The following is a 17,640-nucleotide window of genomic DNA, read 5'->3' on the forward strand; positions in this document are numbered from 1 at the left end:
TTTAATTTGCTAATTGTAGTTGTTTGTTCATTATGGCCTTTACTTCCGGTTTACAGCTACCACAGCCTAATCCTGCCCCGGTTTCCGAACACAATGCGTTAAATTCGGAGCAACCACCGGCTATAGCATCAATAATATTGCCTTCACCCACTTGGCTGCAAGAACAGACCATTTTTCCTTTTAAAGGAATAGCGGTCGTTGCTCCCCTAAGCAACTCGTTTCGCTTCTCCGATAGTTCAATTTCTTCCTCTATCAGACGTTTAAACTCGGCGAACTCATTCTTATCGCCCATTAATATGGCTCCTTTTAACGTATCGTCTTTAACGATGCATTTTTTGTAGAAGCGCTTGCTGACATCCATCAAAATAATCTCTTCGTAACTACTATCTCCCGAAGGCGCATTTACCATACCGATACTACAGAGGTCAAGATTTTCGAACTTCAGGATATTCATAAGGACGGAGCCGTTATAAATGCTGCCATAATCGCCTAAAATATAGTTGGCGGCAATATCTGCCTGTTGTTCCGCAGCCGATGTTATTCCGAAAAGCGAGTTATTGAACTCCGCTATTTCACCCAAGGCAAAAATAGATGGGTCGCTGGTCTGTAAGTATGAATTGACAATTACCCCACGTCTGGTATTCAAATCGGCTTTTTTTGCCAATTCAATATTGGGCCTTGTTCCTATAGCGTAAACAATGGCATTACATTGAATGGTTCTTCCTGTTTTTAGGTTCACCAGTAAGCGAAACGGATTCTCTTTTTCCTCAAAAACAGTACTTACCTCACTATCAAAATACAGGTTGATGTTTCTTTCGAAAACATCTTCGGCCAAAAGACGACTAGCCACACTATCCAACTGACGTTCCATAAGGCGTGGTGCCCTTTGTACGATGCTTATATTGATGTCTATCTTTTTAAGTGCGGCGGCCAACTCCAAACCTAGCAAACCGCCACCGACAATCACTACATGTTGTTCGTTTGCCGGAAGTCCTGTTTTTTGTAGGTATTGCTTCAATTTATCGGCATCGCCGCGTTCACGCATGGTAAAACGACCGGGAAGGTCTATTTGTACCTCACTGGGCACAAAGGCACGGCTTCCTGTGGCCATTATGAGCAAATCATACGAATGAATCAATCCGTCACTATCGGTAACCTGCTTCATCGATGTATTTACATCACTGATCCCAATCCCTGAGTGCAAGTTCACGTTCAGCTTTTGTAATTCTCCTGACTTTAGCTTCTCCAAAGCTTCCCAAGAAAGCTCATCACTTACATATTCAGGCAACAGAACCCGATTGTAAAAAGGGTCTTTCTCCTTGGAAAACACATGCAATTCGTCCTTTTTATTTTTTTCCCGATACGACTGAATAAAACGATACGCGGCCGCACCGGCCCCGACAACAATGATTTTCTGAACAGGTTTTACAAACTTCTCAACCTGAACGGCACAGTATTTAAAATCGGGTTCTTTGGAGACTGGGTCAACGAGGTCGTTGGTAAGGTTATTGGCCCTACCAAAATCATTGTTCAATACTTTCCCCCAGTGCATCGGCAGAAAAACAACGCGTTCGCGAATATCAAAATTGATCTTTACCTTCACCTGTACTTCGCCCCTTCTACTCTTAATGACCGCGACATCCCCTTCTTTTAACTTTCGCAGATAGGCGTCTACCTTGTTCATCTCTAGGTAGGGTTGCGGAATATGGGTCAGCAAACGTTTTACTTTTCCGGTTTTGGTTCGGGTATGCCATTGATCTCTTACCCTTCCTGTATTCAATACCAAAGGAAAATCAATATCGGTTTCCTCAGATTTATTGTAGAGACTCTGTGGCGCATTAAAGTGGGCCCTTTTATCGTTGGTATGAAAGTTGAAATCCGTAAACAAGCGCGGCGTACCCGGATGGGTTTTGTGGGGAACCGGCCATTGGAAACTTCCTTCATTTTTCAGGCGTTCGTGAGATAGACCCGTAATATCTATGTTGGTACCTTTGGTCAAAAGACAGTGCTCGTCATACACTTCGCTAGCATTGTTATAATCAAAACCTTCGTAACCCATGGCCTGGGCAAAGCGCCAAAGAATTTCGGCGTCGGGCAAGGCCTCTCCCGGAGCATCGATAACTTTGGGCAAATAACTGATGCGTCTTTCAGAATTCGTCATGGTACCTTCCTTTTCCAACCAGCCTGCCGCAGGCAATAGAAGATCGGCAAATTTTGTGGTTTCGGAATTATGACTAATATCTTGAACGACTACAAATGCCGCGTTTTTAAGCGCTTTTTCAACCTTCTTTACGTTGGGCATACTCACTGCGGGATTCGTACAAATAATCCAAATTGCCTTTAATTTCCCGCTCTCCAGGGCATCGAACATTTCCGTTGCGGTATAGCCCGGTTCGGATTTGATTTCCTTCCCTCCCCAAAAATCGGAGACTTCCTTCCGGTGCTGCGGATTGCCCAAATCTTTATGCGCTGCCAAAAGGCTTGCCATGCCCCCTACTTCACGACCGCCCATAGCGTTGGGCTGGCCTGTTAGCGAAAATGGCCCACAACCAGGTTTTCCTATTTGTCCCGTTAACAAGGACAGGTTCAACAAAGACACGTTTTTTGACACCCCGATCACGCTTTGATTGAGTCCCATCGTCCACATGCTGATAAACTTATTGGCATCGCCAATATACTGGGCCGCCTTTCGGATATCGGCAATGGGCACTCCACATTTTTCGGCCGCTTGGCGAAGTGAAAGCGTAAAGGCACTCTCTTTACACGCATCGAAATTGGAAGTATGTTTTTTAATGAAATTCTTATCTATTTTTTTCTTTTCGATGAGCCATCTCGCTATGGCATTGAAAAGAATGACATCGGTACCCGGAAGGATTTGTAAATGCAAATCGGCCGAGGCACAAGTCTGTGTTTTTCGGGGGTCTACAACTATAATCTTTACGTTGGGGTTCTCTTCTTTATGTTTCTCCAGGCGTCTATAAAGAATAGGGTGGCACCAGGCGGGGTTGGCTCCGGCGATCAAAAAACAATCGGCCAGTTCTATATCTTCATAGGAAATGGGTACGGAGTCTTCGCCCAAGGCTTTTTTATAGCCCACAACCGCAGAACTCATACATAGGCGACTGTTGGTATCTACATTGTTCGTTCCTATAAAGCCCTTGGTAATCTTATTCACCAAATAGTATTCTTCGGTAAGGCATTGCCCTGACACGTAGAAACCGACACTATCGGGTCCGTGTTTGGCAATGATACTTTTAAAAACGGCGGCGGCACGCTCAAAAGCCGTATCCCAGCTTACTTTTTGCAGGGGATGGTTCCTACTCCATCGCATTTCCGGATGCATAATCCGGTCACTGGTATCTTGGGCAACATAATTCAGGTTTCTCCCCTTAGAGCAGAGCATGCCCTTATTGGAAGGATATTCCGGATCACCGTCTACCTCTATCTTTCCTTTATGGTCTACATCTACCAGTATACCGCAACCTACGCCACAATAGGAACAAACGGTCTTATGTGTTTTCTTTTTTAACATTGCTTTTTCCTTTCTGGTACCAAGCACCAAAATTCGATACAGCAAGTTAGAAAATTACGTATTTATACGTAGTGTTTTTTTCGTAATAGTTTGAGGTTTTAATCGTACATCAACAAAAAAAGCCGCTTTTCACTAGTTTTCGATCAATGGCACAAGATGCGGCCCCAACATGGAGGAACTTCAACATAAAGTCCTGTTTTGTCAGACGTAAGGCTATATTCCGGACTGAGCAAATCCGTAAGGACCATTGCTGACGGTTCCTTAAAGGGGATGTGTATACGTGCCGACCTGTTTGAAGCATTAACGACGACTACGACCGTCTTGTTATCACTTTTTCTAGAGAAAGCATAGTATTGCCCGGTGACCAACAAAGTCTGGTAGGAGCCTTTAACCAAGGCTTCGCTACTTTTACGTGCCACTATAAATTGCTTTATGGCCCCTAATAATTTTGGATGCTTGGCCAGCTTCCCGAGGTCATTCCGTTTTACCGATGGACGCAATAATTCATCACTATGGAGAGATTTCCTCCCTTCAAAGCCCCACTCGCTTCCGTAGTAAATAGCTGGTATTCCTGGCAACGTAAACAGTAGAAGGTACAATGGAAATAAATGCTCAGGTTTCTTCAAGCTACTGGCGGCCCGGTCAACATCGTGATTGTCTACAAAGGAATAGAGGGCCCGATTTTTATAAACTCCCTTAGGACCGAAATCTTCTTCCACCGTTTCGGATATTTTACCGAAATCCTTTAGATTGAAGCTTTCATAAATAGGGGTATGATAATCATAATTGGTAACGGAATCTAACATAAAGGGATTTACCCACCGATTGTAATCGCCATGTACCACCTCTCCCATTAACCAGAAGTTGGGGTTTTCCCTTTTACAAAAAAGGGCCAGTTCTTTCATAAAGTCGAAATCCAATACATCTGCAGTGTCCAAACGCAGGCCATCGATCTTATAAGTGTCTATCCACTTTTTAACGGCCCCAAAGAGGTAGTCACGCACTTCCTTGTTGGCAAGGTTCAATTTTACCAATTCATAGTGACCTGCCCAAGTATCATAGGTAAAGGGATCTTTTAGGGGACTACGTTTCCTAAAATTCACATTTGAAAACCATTCGGTATATTTTGAGTGCTTCCCCCATTCCTGAAGGTCTTTAAAAGCGAAGAAATCCCTTCCCACATGGTTGAACACGCCGTCCAAAACCACTTGTATACCCAACTCATGGGCCTTCTCTACGAAAGCGATTAACGCAGTATCGTCGCCCAATCTACGGTCAACCTTATAATAGTCCCTAGTATCGTAGCCATGGGTTGATGATTCAAACACCGGACCGATATAAAGTGCGTTGCACCCTAGATCTACCATATGCTCCAGCCATATATGAAGCTCCGAAAACCGATTAACCGGAGCGGCCGTGAAATTATTGCTTCTATCAGCACCGAGAAGCCCTAAGGGATAAATATGATAAAAAATGGCGCAATCCATATTCGGCAAGACTACTGGGCAAGTTTAAAACAGCGGTACTATACCAAATTATACTGCTGCGCTTTTTTTGAAAGGTCGATGAGATTCTTGACTTCCATTTTACGCATCAGGTTAAAGCGGTGGGTTTCTACAGTACGCTTACTGTTCTTTAGTTTTTCGGAAATCTGTTTGTTCGTTAAACCGGATAACACCAACTCCAACACCTGAAGCTCTTTGTTGGTCAGGTCAAACGGATTGCTGGTCGGCGTCGCCTTTTTAGGACGTTCAACTGCCGGGGCCGTAGAACTCAACAAACTATTGACCAAAACATTTGAAATATCGCCACTATAGTATTTACCTCCTTCACGTACCGTATGAATGGCCTTGATGAATTCCGTTTTACCCGTATCCTTCAAGAGGTATCCGCGTGCGCCAGCTTTCACTGATTGTAAAATATACTCTTCAGAGTCGTGCATGGAAAGAATAATACACTTTACGGGCGAATTTTGGGCACTTAGCTTTTCAACGGCCTCTATACCGGTCATCCGTGGCATTCGGATATCGATGATCAACAGGTCCGGCTTTTTTTTATTCACCATTTCAATCGCTTCGATACCGTCGGAAGCTTCACTGATAACCTTTAAATCAGATTCACTTTCCAGTAAAGCCCTAATGCCGTCTCGAACCAAAGAATGGTCGTCCGCTAAAATGATACTTGTTGTTTGGTCCAAAATATGCGTAATTATACGTACAAATATAATCGGTTTTTTATAAAGAGCGATGCACAAGCCATTATACCTGGCCTCGATCCATTTAAAAACAAAAGAACCGCTACAACAAAAAGGTCGTAACGGCCCTATCGAAGCATCTTTATAAATATGAACTATTCTTTTGCCGTGTTTAAGAACTTAGGTTTCATGGTCAATTGCACCCATGCCCAGTTTTGAACACTAGCGGCAGCATCTTCGGTAATTCCCTTTAATTCGTACATGCCATCACTAGCAAACATTTGCGAATACCCTATGGCCAATCCGTATCCTTTGAAGTTTTTGGCAAAAACCAAGTCAACTTCGGTGCCAAGTGATTTTTCACCACTTCCCAATTCTTGTTCCCCACTAAAATTCAAGACTTTCACCAATAAGCTAGAAGTTTCACCTAATGCAAATTTGGCACTAGCATGAATATCTGTAAGTCCTATTGAGTTGGCATGATTACCTACGTAGAAATAATCCATAAACCCATTGAATTTATGATTGGTTCCGTATAATGGAAAGAAAGCTTCTGTCTTATCTGTGGTGCTTGCATCGTTTCCGCTAATAATCTCAGCTCCAAGCCCTAAAGAAACACCTTTTGATACTTTATAGCTTAGGTCTAACCCTAAAAGATATGCCCCGCTAACATCTACACTATTTTGGCGCTCCCCGGTTTGCAAATACCCATTAAATGCAGCTCCAAAACTTCCTTTTTTATAGTCTAAATGCGTACCTAAAGTAATTAAATTGCTAACACCATCCGCTACAAGTGCATCTGCTTCGCCTGTAAAATTCTGGAAACCGTTGTTCAATATGAGACCGCTAATAGAAAAGGCTTCTCCTTTATGTTTTAAGTATAAGTACTGCATACTTTTATACGAGAAGAATCCCGTGGTATTATAAGCCGTACCTGCAGACTGAAATCCTCCCGGATTTGCAGTGGTAGCCGTAAAATCTTGATTAAAAGCCAGACCAAGATCTATCATTAACTTTCCTTTACTGTACCTTAACAAAGCTGCATCATGATTACGTGCTTGCATAGCCCAGTCAACTCCACCAAGAATTCTTTGGTCATCATACACAAGCATTTGGCGACCTATTTTTGTAGAGAACCCTTCACTTAATTTGATATCTGCCCATGCTTGAAAAACAGAAAACGAATTATTACTGTCCTCAGGTTTTAATTGTCTGTTTTCTCCCCAAACCATAACGTCTTGAAGACTCATATAAAATTTAAACGCTTCCGTTTGATAGCCCGCGTTCAAACGTAATCGCGTAGCGATTCCAAAGCCCGCATCTGCAGCATCTGGAATAATACTACCGAAACCATTACGGTATTCGGTACGGGGCTTAAACTCCCCATCGAGTTCAAATTGTGCCGTAGCAAACTGAATCGATAGGGCTAGTAGGGTTATTAATGTGTACTGTCTTTTCATAATCTAGGTATATTAAAAAAGTTTGTTGTTATGGTTTAATGTTCTAAAAAGTCAATCAAATGTTTTCTATAGGTGTAGTAGTCGTCATGTTCTAATACCGACTTTCGAGTACGCGGTCTTTCAAATTCGATGTCAAGAATATCCCCGATTTTTGCCCTTGGCCCACTGGTCATCATTACGACGCGATCGGCCAAGAAAATAGCCTCGTCCACATCATGGGTAATCATCACCGCAGTAATTTTCTCTTTGTTCCAGATTTCAATTAAAATATCTTGCAATTCTCCTCGGGTTAAAGAATCAAGCATTCCAAAAGGCTCATCCAACAACAGCACTTTAGGCTTGATTGCAAAAGCTCTTGCAATACCAACACGTTGCTGCATACCTTGTGACAATTCAATAGCTTTTTTATCAAAAGCACCATCAAGGCCTACCTTATGTAAGTAGTATTTGGCAATATCTTTGCGTTGTGCTTTGGTAGCATGAGGAAATACCTGGTTCACGCCTAAAAGCACATTTTCCAAAGCGGTCATCCAAGGCATTAAACTGGGAGATTGAAAAATAACGCCACGATCTGGTCCCGGCCCTTTAACAGGGTTTCCTAGAACGGCAATGTTTCCACCAGAAATAGGATTCAAGCCTGCAATCATAGAAAGCATCGTAGTTTTTCCACAGCCCGAATGCCCGATGATGGTCACAAATTCTTCCTTCATAATCTGAAGGTTTAGATTTTCCAGTACCACATAGTCACCTTTAGGTGTAGGGTACACTTTCTTTAGCTTAGATAAATCAAGCATCACTTTTGAAGGGAATACAATTCCGTTCTGCGTTGTGCCTTTGTTAAGTATGGTTTCTGTGCTCATAGGTTATTTTTTTATTAGGCCACAAAACTTTTAGGTGCTATATCAGGAAGTTCATAGATTTCGTTAGAAACCGATTTACGCGCCTCACCAATATCCATTAAATATTCTATGATGGCATTTCTAGTCTTTTTGAAATTAGGATTGTCATTCATTGCGGTTTTATCACGAGGTCGTTCAATATCAATTTTAAATTCCGGACCTAAAGTTGCATTGGGACCCGGTTTTAAAGGGATAATTCTATCTGCCATATAAATACCCTCATCCACGTCATTGGTAATCAATAAAGCGGTACGCTTGTCTTGGCTCCAGATATTCAATATTTCATCTTGTAAATTTCCTCGAGTCAAAGCATCTAAAGCGCCTAAAGGCTCATCCATGATTATCATTTCCGGATTCATCGCTAAGGCCCTTGCAACCGCAACACGTTGGCGCATTCCTCCGGATAATTCTTTGGGTCTTTTATTAATGGCCGGTGTTAAACTTACCATCCCCACATAATCCTTTACTCTTTTCATTAGAAAAGCTTTCTTTTCTTTTGGAAAAGCCTCCTTAACCGCCATATATACGTTCTGCCCAACGGTTAACCACGGTAACAAAGAATAGTTTTGAAAAATCACCCCTCGTTCATGACTGGTATCAACTACCGGTTCTCCTTTAAATAAAACCTCGCCACTTGTGGGTTTTAATAGGCCGTTAATTAAGTTTACCAAGGTTGTTTTTCCACTGCCTGTAAAACCTACAATGGCTACAAACTCCCCTTCTTCTATAGAAAGGTTAATGTTGGATAGTACATCCGTTCGGTTATCTCCTTCTCCGTAGGATTTGTAGACGTTATTTAATTCTAAGTATGCCATCTTCTATTTTTTTAGGTCAGGTTATACTCCTTCGTTTTTGTTGAAAGACACCATATTCTGAACACTTAACATAATTCTGTCCAATAGAAAACCGATAATACCAATGACAAACATGGCAACGATAATCTTCGCGTTGGAATCGTTAGCTCCGTTTTGGAATTCCTCCCAAACGAATAAGCCTAAACCTTGACTTTGTGCTAACAGTTCAATAGCAATCAATACCATCCAAGCGACCGAAAGCGTAATTCGTAACCCAGTAAATATTAACGGTAATGATGATGGTAAAATCACTTTAAATATTTTTTGAAAAGTTCCTAGTTTTAGAACCTTTGCTACATTGATGTAATCTTTATCTACGGAGGAGACACCCATTGCCGTGTTAACCAAAGTGGCCCACATGGCACACAGGCCTACACTTATAAATGAAATCACAAAAGCATTATCAGAGCTATCACCGATATACAAAGTTTTTACGATCATGAATACAAGCAAGTACCAAACTACAGGAGAAACCGGTTTAAAGATTTGTATGAACCAATTAAAAGCACTCCGTAATGATGGACTCAAACCTATTACAACACCAATAGGTACCGCAATTAAAAGGGCCAATAAGAAACCTGCAAAAACCGTTTTTATACTTGTAAGCACAATATCAACAAACGAGGCACGACCGGTATAAACAATAGCATTTTTACCTTGTGTTACTAATTTGGCGTTTGTTGCGGCCATCTTTTCATTAAAAGCGGCTTTATCTGCATTAATCACCTTATGATCTGCAATTAAAGTTTGCAACGACGCCCAAACCTGGGTAGGAGACGGCAAAGTATTAGGCTGGCAACTACTATCGCCGGAAGCGATACAATCACGTTCTGCGTCGGCAGCTGCCTGACCTTGTTCTGTCAATGCTTTTTCGATCTTGTAATTCGCCTCTTTATTATATAATGCTTTAGAACCCATGTGCCAGAGCCCTAAAAATAATAGGATAGATAGTAAGGTAATGCCCGATTTTTTAAGCCATGATAATAAACCTCCCTTTTGAAACTTAGGAGTAACTTTGGCTACCAAAGGTTTTAAAAACGCTAGGCCTTGTCCTTCTTTTTTTAATGTGATGTCTTGTTCCATGATAGTATGCTTTTGCTTCGATAAATTGTACTGTAAACCTTAATCTTTGTTTCCGATTGAGAAACTATTGATGTAACCAATAGGGTCTTTTGCATCATAAGAGGTACCGTCAATGAAATCTGTTGTTGCTGGTTTAAAGCCATCCGTTTCAGGAACATCCGTTGCAGGAATTTGTCCTTCGGCAACTAGCAAGTCTGCTGCTTTTTTCCAGATGTCAGGACGATAAATCTCTTTGATCGTTTCGCTATACCATTCCGTAGTTTTTGTTTCAGGAATTTGTCCCCATCTGCGCATTTGTGTCAAGAACCAAATACCATCTGAGTAGAAAGGATAGGTAGCATTGTACTTGTAGAACACATTGAAATCTGGCATATCCCTTTTATCCCCTTTTTCAAATTCAAAAGTACCCGTCATAGAATTGGCTAATACCTCTTCTGGTGCACCAACGTACTGAGACATGGAAAGAATTTTTACTGCTTCTGCTCTATTTGATGGTTCATCTAACCATTTTCCTGCACGAATCATTGCTTTGGTAACTGCAATTGCAGTATTTGGGTTATCCGTTACGAATTTCTTCGTCATTACAAATACCTTTTCAGGGTTGTTTTTCCAGATATCATAGTTGGTTACTACAGGTACACCAATACCTTTAAAAACAGCTTGTTGATTCCAAGGCTCACCTACACAGTAGCCATAAATAGTACCAGATTCTAAAGTGGCCGGCATTTGTGGCGGAGGTGTAACAGATAGTAAAACCTCAGCATCTATTTGACCTTGAACATTATCGGCCGTATACATACCTGGGTGAATTCCGGCAGCAGCTAACCAATAACGTATTTCATAATTGTGTGTTGAAACAGGAAATACCATTCCCATTTTAAAAGGCTTACCGCTGTTTTTGTATTCCGTAATTACGGGTTTTAAAGCATCTGCTTTAATAGGATGCACTGGTTTACCATCTGCACCAACGGGTACATTGGGCTTCATTTTAGACCAAACATCGTTAGAAACTGTAATTCCATTTCCGTTTAAATCCATTGAAAAAGGAGTCACCAATTCAGCCTGTCTTCCAAAACCGGCTCCAGCGGCAATAGGCTGGCCTGCCAACATGTGCGAGCCATCTAATTGACCATCAATAACACGGTCTAAAACATTTTTCCAGTTGGATTGTGCTTCAACGGAAACAAAGAGGCCTTCATCTTCAAAGAATCCTTTTTCCTTTGCAATGGCTAGAGGTGCCATATCCGTTAGTTTGATAAAACCGAACGTAAGTTGTGGTTTTTCAATATCTAGTTGTTTTGTTTTTGAAGCGACCGCATCTTCCGTAGCGGCTGCATTTGTCTTTTTTGTTTCTTTTCCTCCACAAGCCATAACTACTGCAGCTATAGTTGCTAGTAATGATGCTTTTGTAAAAATGGTTTTCATAATAGTATGGTTTTTAATTTAACTACGTATTAATACTTACTTTTGACAAATGTATACGTAATTAACTTTTTCACATATGGGATACAATAGGTTGTTTCCTCTTTTTACACCATACCAATACCTGCGAAAAAACAGGTTGTTCAGGTAACACAAACAATAGCAGGGCATTCAAATACACGCACCTATATACTTATAGATACGTATTGCTACTTATTAAAAAATGTGATAAAGCGTAAGGTGGAATGAGACTTAACTATCTAGATAGAAGTTGTGTTCGGATATTTCCTGCTGCAAAAGTGAGGTATCGTTAATACCTATATGCTTACCTTTGGTTACGATAAGTTCTTCTTTTTTCAGGGCCGAAAAAACACGGATTACCTGCTCTTCAGTAGTGCCGGCATAATCGGCATACTCCCTCCGTCTTAATAATACGGATATAAAATTATGTTGCTGTCCGAATTTTCTGTGAACATACAACAGGGTATCTATAACCCTTTCCCGAACACTCATTTGTGAAAGCGTCTTTACCTTGGCTTCACTTTTATTCAGTTCGTTTGCATAGAATAACATGAGATCATAAGTAAATGTGGGTTCCGTTCGCAATACCTCTTGCAGATTTTCTTTGGAAAAATAACATAACGTGCAATCTTCTAGGGCAACAGCACTTATAGTATAAGATTCTTCTGTTCCAAACCCCCTATGACCAATAATTTCGCCTTCTTTAGCAAAACGCACAATTTGTTCTTTACCATGAAGTCCTGTGCGCAGTACTTTAACCTTCCCTTTTAACACAAAGAAAAGGCCAGTTACTGCGGCACCTTCCATAATGAATTGTTGTCCCTTTTTACAACGTATCTCCTTGCGTTGTTTGACAAAAGTAGAACCAACCGAAGATTTCATGTTTCTCTTTATCAAGCAGTATTCATTAGAACAAGCCACGCAAGCGGTATTCACCAAATTTACATCATCGGTTAATCCACTTGTTTTATTTGAGATTGAAATCATAGTCTACCACAATTTTATTTATCTGCTGCGTACGCTAATTCAACTTTTAACTCTTCTTTTACCGCTTTTTCATCGGCAGTAGAGAATTTAATGGCTAAGGTCACTAGTGCAGTGACAGCAACGAAACCGCCAATTACGAAATAACCACTTGAAACAGCACCAGAAGCTGCTGCCGCTTGCGCAGCTTTCATAGCCTCTTCTCCCAAATTGGAATTCGTAGCCAATGCTGCCGTCTCAGCAACTGAAGATTTTGATTTTAAAAACATGGCAGCCATAAATGCCCCCACGTTTCCTCCTGCACCTACGATACCGGAAATAGAGCCAATCGCTTTTTTATTTATAAAAGGAACCACGGAGAAAGTTGCGCCTTCCGCCATTTGTACCGAAAGACTAAATAATATCAAGAAAATCATACCGAAAGCAATGCTTGTGGTAGTTGAAAAAATTGTCAACATTACCCCTTCTACAGCAAGAATCATGGTTAAAAAAAGAACCCTACCACGAAGGCCTTTTAACCTTCCGAATCTATCTCCAAAAAAGCCGCCCAATGTACGGGCGAAAATATTCATTAAGGCAAATGAAAGCACTAAATTACCCGCCATTGACCTAGAAATTCCAAAGGTATTCTGAAGGTAATCATCCATTGTTCCATAAACCGTAAGCTCTATACCAAAAGATGCTCCATAAACAACAAAAAGAATCCAAACCCTATAATCTTTTAGGACACTTAAAAAGCCTTCTTCATCTTTTTTAATGGTTGGCATTCTGCCTTCTTTCTTTAATTGTGCAAAATTACCTTCGGGAGTGTCTTGTGTAAAAAAGTAATACACCACGCCCATTAGCATAGCAATCACACCAGCTATTACCATTGAATAGCGCCAAGCTATTTCATCGGCAACACCAAAACTAACAACTGCCGCCGCAATTAAAGGCATCCCTAAACGGTTGGCTCCACCACCTAAATTTCCCCAACCCGCAGATGTGGCGTTAGCCGTACCGACAATATTAGGGGCAAACATTATAGAAGTATGAAACTGCGTAATAACAAAAGATGCTCCAATAAAGCCGATAAATAGACGGCAAATCAAAAATTGGGTCGGCGTCTGTACAAAACCGAGAAGTATAACGGGTATGGCGCCCAAAACCAATAGATAGGTATAACATAGGCGTGGTCCGTACTTATCGCAAAGCTTACCGATTAGTAAACGTGCGAATACGGTTCCTGTTACCGCCAATATGATCGAGTTCCATTTTTGATCGGGAGTAAGTCCCAAGTCCTTTACCACGTCAGGCATAAAGGGTACAATACCGAACCATGCGAAAAAACAAATAAAGAAGGCTATTGAAGTAATCCAAAATGTACGGATAGGCATACTTTTTAGATCGGTCAGTTTTAAGGTAGTCGCTTTTTTAGTTTGTGTTTCCATAATACTAATGTTTTAGGTTTAAGGATAACCAAAACTACGTATTAATATACGTAGTAGTACGTATATTTTAAAAAAGGATATGAATACTACGTATTTTTATGAGGATGTAAACTAAATGAGGCTAAAAATCAGATATCGTAAAAAAAGATCTATGAAAATTGAAGAAATCGGATTCGAAACAAAAAAACCGCCCTACAAAACACTTAGTACAAGTATTTTATAGGGCGATGATACCTATTATATCAAGGAATACGCACCCGGCGCAATTGCCGTTCCTAGAGACTCGAATGAAGCACACGCTGAACCTCTTCCTCAAAAAAGGAAGGATGCTCGGCAACCACATCGCCAATTACAATGATACCCGGTTTGGAAGTATCGATATCGGAAATAGCCGATGCCACATCCCCCAATGTCCCCACTATACAGGATTCATTCTGCATGGTACCATTTTGAATGACCGCCATCGGCGTTAAGGAACCCCTATATTTACTTACCTCGGCCGAAATCTCGGCGAGTTTCCTAACCCCCATTAGTATAACCATAGTGGCAGAAGACTGTGAGGCAAACTTTAAATCTTCGGAGAAGGAGCCGTCCCTTTTGGTAGCCGTCATCACCCAAAAACTACTACTCACCCCTCTACGCGTCATGGGTATGCCCTGACCGGACGGAACGGCAATGGCACTTGATACGCCTGGGACCACCGTTACAGGTATACCAAAAGATTCCACATAGTCTATTTCTTCGTGGGCACGTCCAAAAACAAAGGGGTCACCGCCTTTTAAGCGGACCACATGACCATGTTCAAAGGCTTTTTCCACAATGAGAACGTTAATATCATCTTGGGTAAACGCATGTTGTCCACATCGTTTTCCTACGTATATTTTCGGAATACGGGTATCCATCTGACGTAACAGCTCTTCCCCTATCAAGGCATCGTACAATACGACATCGGCAGCCTTCAAAGCCTTCAAACCCCTAACTGTTATTAGGTCTGAGCTACCTGGGCCAGCTCCTATCAATGTAACTTTTGCTTCTTTTTCAATTTTCATCCCTAATGATTTTATAAGCTTCTTTTGGTAATTCCTCAACAAAACTACGTAATTATTTCGATAAAATTTGATGTAGTGTACGTATTTATACGTAATATTGCTAAGTAGTTTAAAATCGAAGCCTATGAAAACTATTATTGTTGTCGGAAACGGCATGGTCGGATATAAGTTCTGTGAAAAATTCGCCGCCCGCAAAGAATCTGAAAATTTTAAGGTCATCGTTTTCGGTGAGGAACCAAGAGCCGCCTATGACCGCGTGCATCTCAGTGAATTCTTTGGAAACCGAGATGCAAAGGCATTGGAACTTGCCCCCATGGACTGGTATACCGAAAACAAAATAGAACTCATCGTAAACGAACGTATTACCGACATCCATCGCAAGACAAAGACGGTAACTACCGGAAGCGATAAAACCTATACGTACGACTACTTGGTACTCGCTACGGGTTCCAGCCCTTTTGTGCCCCCTATAAACGGCGTTGAAAAAGAAGGGGTCTTCGTATACCGAACCATAGAGGACCTGGAAGCCATGCTCGATTATGCCGAAAAGATAAAGTCAAAGAAGACCAACGGACGAGCGGCCATTTTAGGTGGGGGACTCCTAGGTCTTGAAGCGGGCAAAGCCGTAATGGATATGGGATTAGAACCCCACGTCGTGGAATATGCCCCAAAATTGATGCCGAGACAGCTCGACTCCCGAAGTAGCAATGTGCTACAACTTACCTTAGAAAATATGGGTATCAACGTCCACTCGGGAAAGGCTACCAACCGGATTCTGGGCAACGGCGCCATAACGGGAATGGATTTTGGCGAAGACGACACCCTTGAAGTGGATATGCTGGTCATTTCGGCCGGAATACGGCCAAGGGACGAACTCGGAAGAACCTGTAACCTTGAAATGGGCGTTCGTGGCGGTATCGTGGTAAACGACAGAATGCAGACCTCTGACCCCTCTATCTTTGCCATTGGCGAAGTGGCCCTATACAACCAAATGATATATGGCCTGGTAGCGCCCGGTTATGAAATGGCAGAAGTGGCGGTCAACCAAATCGTAGAAAGCCATGAGGTTATAATGAGGGCGGAAATAGACATGTCTACCAAACTAAAACTTATTGGGGTAGATGTTGCCAGTTTTGGGGTACCGTATATGCCTGCGGACAAAGGGCTCTCCATTATCTATGAAAATAAGACCAAAGGCCTATATAAAAGAATTAACGTAAGCCATGATGGAAAAACCCTGTTGGGAGGGATCATGGTAGGTGATGCCGCCGATTACAGCATTCTTCACCAGATGTACCTCAACAACATCCCTTTGCCCGACAATGCCGAAGAGCTTATTGTTGGCGCAAGGGGCGAAGGCGGTTCTGCCTTCGGAAGTGCCATGGACCTGCCCGACACGGCCGTTATCTGTTCTTGCGAGGCCGTAACCAAGGGAGCCGTCTGTTGTTCGGTAATCGACGATGGCAACGAAACCGTAAAGGCCGTCGCCAAGGCCACGAAGGCCACTACGGGCTGCGGAGGGTGTAAACCCATGGTGGCCGATTTGGTAAAGGAAAGCCTAAAGACCTTGGGGAAAACGGTAAAGGAAAACATCTGTGAGCATTTCGATTACTCCAGACAAGAGCTTTTTGATATCGTAAAACTCAGGGAGATCACAGATTACGACCAATTGTTGGACGAGGTGGGGAAAGGCCATGGCTGTGAAGTCTGTAAACCGTTAGCCGCCTCTATTTTTGCCAGCATCTACAATGAAACGGCCAACCGCCAAGAAACCATTCAAGATAGTAACGACCGTTATTTGGCCAACATACAGCGAAACGGGACCTATTCCGTTGTACCTAGGGTGGCCGGAGGGGAAATATCCCCAAAACAACTCATGGCCATGGGACGAATCGCCAAAAAATACGACTTATATACCAAGATTACGGGAGGACAACGCATCGATATGTTCGGCGCCAAACTGCACGAACTACCCTTGATTTGGGAAGAGCTTATCGCCGAAGGTTTTGAGACCGGCCAAGCCTATGGAAAATCGCTGCGGACCGTGAAAAGTTGCGTCGGTTCTACCTGGTGCCGCTACGGTATGGATGAAAGTGTGAGTTTTGCCATCGAAATAGAGAACAGGTACAAGGGTATACGCTCCCCCCACAAATTTAAAGGTGGTGTCTCGGGCTGTATTCGCGAATGTGCCGAAGCCCGTGGTAAAGATTTTGGTTTTATCGCCGTTGAAGGCGGATGGAACGTATACGTCGGCGGGAACGGTGGCGCCAACCCAAGACATGCCGAATTACTGGCCGAAAAAGTGGACAAGGAGACTGCCATAAAATATGTAGACCGCTTTATGATGTTCTATATCAAAACGGCACCGCCACTTACAAGAACCGCCGCATGGCTTGAAAAACTAGAAGGGGGCATTACCTATCTTAAGAATGTAGTCATCAACGATTCCCTAGGCATTGCAGAAGAATTGGACGCCGATATGCAGAAGTTTGTCGACACCTATAAATGCGAATGGAAAGAGGCCGTAGAGACTCCCGAAATAAGGGAACGCTACACCCACTTTATCAACTCTGACGAAACCGATGACAATATTGAGTTCGTATCCTTACGAGAGCAAAAAATGCCTAAGGAATGGGCCTAAAAAATGAAATGATGCTTCCGCCCCATCGGCTTTGAGCGGCATCGGTTCAATAGTATCCCAAACAAAAACAC

At 42.2% G+C, this 17,640-nt stretch carries 12 protein-coding genes; 1 reads left to right on the forward strand and 11 read right to left on the reverse strand.

Annotated elements, in window-relative coordinates; all coding sequences use genetic code 11:
- Position 1: 1 nt before the first annotated feature.
- The 11 genes from ZOBGAL_RS07715 to cobA form a co-directional block, all read right to left on the reverse strand.
- On the reverse strand, positions 2 to 3,532 hold the full coding sequence (locus ZOBGAL_RS07715; protein ID WP_013992988.1) for a nitrate reductase: 3,531 nt from the start codon (positions 3,530 to 3,532) through the stop codon (positions 2 to 4).
- A 143-nt stretch (positions 3,533 to 3,675) separates the two neighbouring features.
- Positions 3,676 to 5,019, reverse strand: a complete 1,344-nt coding sequence (locus ZOBGAL_RS07720) for an alpha-amylase family glycosyl hydrolase (protein ID WP_013992989.1) — start codon at positions 5,017 to 5,019, stop codon at positions 3,676 to 3,678.
- Between the two features lie 38 nt (positions 5,020 to 5,057).
- Positions 5,058 to 5,729, reverse strand: coding sequence for a response regulator transcription factor (locus tag ZOBGAL_RS07725; protein ID WP_046287398.1), 672 nt, complete (start codon positions 5,727 to 5,729; stop codon positions 5,058 to 5,060).
- A 152-nt stretch (positions 5,730 to 5,881) separates the two neighbouring features.
- Entirely contained in the window at positions 5,882 to 7,186 is a 1,305-nt protein-coding gene (locus ZOBGAL_RS07730) for an alginate export family protein (RefSeq protein WP_013992991.1), read from the reverse strand.
- 35 nt (positions 7,187 to 7,221) lie between these two features.
- The gene (locus ZOBGAL_RS07735) at positions 7,222 to 8,046 is read right to left on the reverse strand and encodes an ABC transporter ATP-binding protein (RefSeq protein ID WP_013992992.1); all 825 of its coding nucleotides are present in this window, start codon (positions 8,044 to 8,046) and stop codon (positions 7,222 to 7,224) included.
- A gap of 14 nt (positions 8,047 to 8,060) precedes the next feature.
- Positions 8,061 to 8,900 carry an ABC transporter ATP-binding protein gene (locus ZOBGAL_RS07740; RefSeq protein WP_013992993.1) on the reverse strand — a complete coding sequence of 280 codons (840 nt, stop codon included), beginning with the start codon at positions 8,898 to 8,900 and terminating at the stop codon, positions 8,061 to 8,063.
- Positions 8,901 to 8,921: 21 nt separating this feature from the next.
- Positions 8,922 to 10,022 carry an ABC transporter permease gene (locus ZOBGAL_RS07745; protein ID WP_013992994.1) on the reverse strand — a complete coding sequence of 367 codons (1,101 nt, stop codon included), beginning with the start codon at positions 10,020 to 10,022 and terminating at the stop codon, positions 8,922 to 8,924.
- Between the two features lie 39 nt (positions 10,023 to 10,061).
- The gene (locus ZOBGAL_RS07750) at positions 10,062 to 11,447 is read right to left on the reverse strand and encodes a CmpA/NrtA family ABC transporter substrate-binding protein (RefSeq protein ID WP_013992995.1); all 1,386 of its coding nucleotides are present in this window, start codon (positions 11,445 to 11,447) and stop codon (positions 10,062 to 10,064) included.
- A gap of 249 nt (positions 11,448 to 11,696) precedes the next feature.
- Positions 11,697 to 12,452, reverse strand: coding sequence for a Crp/Fnr family transcriptional regulator (locus tag ZOBGAL_RS07755; RefSeq protein WP_013992996.1), 756 nt, complete (start codon positions 12,450 to 12,452; stop codon positions 11,697 to 11,699).
- Positions 12,453 to 12,466: 14 nt separating this feature from the next.
- Positions 12,467 to 13,879, reverse strand: a complete 1,413-nt coding sequence (locus ZOBGAL_RS07760; RefSeq protein ID WP_013992997.1) for an MFS transporter — start codon at positions 13,877 to 13,879, stop codon at positions 12,467 to 12,469.
- Between the two features lie 275 nt (positions 13,880 to 14,154).
- Entirely contained in the window at positions 14,155 to 14,928 is a 774-nt protein-coding gene (gene cobA, locus ZOBGAL_RS07765) for a uroporphyrinogen-III C-methyltransferase (protein WP_046287815.1), read from the reverse strand.
- Between the two features lie 124 nt (positions 14,929 to 15,052).
- Between cobA and nirB the strand changes: the two genes are divergently transcribed.
- Positions 15,053 to 17,569 carry a nitrite reductase large subunit NirB gene (gene nirB / locus ZOBGAL_RS07770; protein ID WP_013992999.1) on the forward strand — a complete coding sequence of 839 codons (2,517 nt, stop codon included), beginning with the start codon at positions 15,053 to 15,055 and terminating at the stop codon, positions 17,567 to 17,569.
- Positions 17,570 to 17,640: the final 71 nt, after the last annotated feature.

The organism is Zobellia galactanivorans (genome assembly GCF_000973105.1).
Classification (GTDB): Bacteria; Bacteroidota; Bacteroidia; order Flavobacteriales; family Flavobacteriaceae; genus Zobellia; species Zobellia galactanivorans.